Here is a 1052-nt window from a genome sequence, read left to right as displayed (position 1 = left end):
CCGGCACGGGCGGCTTCCACCGCGGCGTTGAGCGCGAGCAGATCGGTCTGGCGGGCGATTTCCTGGACGACGGAGATCTTGCCAGCGATGGTGCGCATAGCACCTACGGCACGGACAACGGCCTCGCCCGAGGCTTCGGCATCCTTGGCCGACTGGCGGGCGATCTTCTCGGTCTGGGCCGCATTGTCAGCATTCTGCTTGATGTTCGCAGCCATCTCTTCCATCGCAGCGGATGCCTCTTCGGCAGCCGACGCTTGTTCCGTCGCGCCTTGCGACAGTGTTTCGGAGCTGGCCGACAGTTCCTGGCTGCCGGAGGAGACGTTGTCCGAAGCGGAGAGGGCGCCGGCGACGACGTCACGCAGACGTTCAATCATCGCATTGACATGGCCAAGCATGTCACCGATTTCGTCGCGCGTGGTGATCTCGGCCGTGCGGGTCAGATCGCCCTCGGCGACTTGGCGGACCGCATTCGTTGCACGCTGCAGACCGCGGCTGATGGTCATCGAGATCCAGAAGGCCGCGATGAGGCCAATCAGAACCGCGCCGGCGGCGACGCCGATCATGATCGTGCTGGTGGAGGCATAGGAGGCACTTGCCTCAAGATTGGCCTCTTCGACAAACTTCTTTTGGAGGCTGACGACCTCCCCGATGACGGCATCGAGCTCGTTGGTTACCGAGCGCGCTTCGGTGACCGACAATTTGGTGGCCTGATCAACGGCGCCGGACTGCATGAATGCCCGGATGCGGTCATCGATGGCGTCGGCCTTCGCCGACAGTTCTTGGATCTTCAGCCACAGAGGACGGCCCTTCTCGCTCGCAATGCGCAGCGCGCTTTCGAGCGCTTCTTTGAACTCGACGCGAGCAGCGTCGCCTTTCTGTTGCGCAGACTGGATCTCCGCCGGCGTATGGGCACCGATAATGACTTTCTGCCACCGGACGCCTTCGAGCTGCGCGATATTGACACGCTGGGCGAGCTCGAGACGAGTGACGGGTCCTTTCAGCGTCGCTTCCATCGTGTCATTAATGCCGGACAGGCTACGGATGCCATAGCC

Annotated in this window: 1 protein-coding gene; it reads right to left on the bottom strand. The window is 62.5% G+C overall.

The window, feature by feature from the left end:
• Positions 1–1052, bottom strand: a 1052-nt coding sequence (locus tag AC2YI2_RS35035) for a methyl-accepting chemotaxis protein (protein WP_487391128.1), incomplete at both ends; no start/stop codon positions are given.

It is taken from the genome of Rhizobium sp. SRI_017, assembly GCF_057586295.1.
Note: the sequence above shows the minus strand (reverse complement) of the source record. Positions and strands in the feature narration are given on the sequence as shown.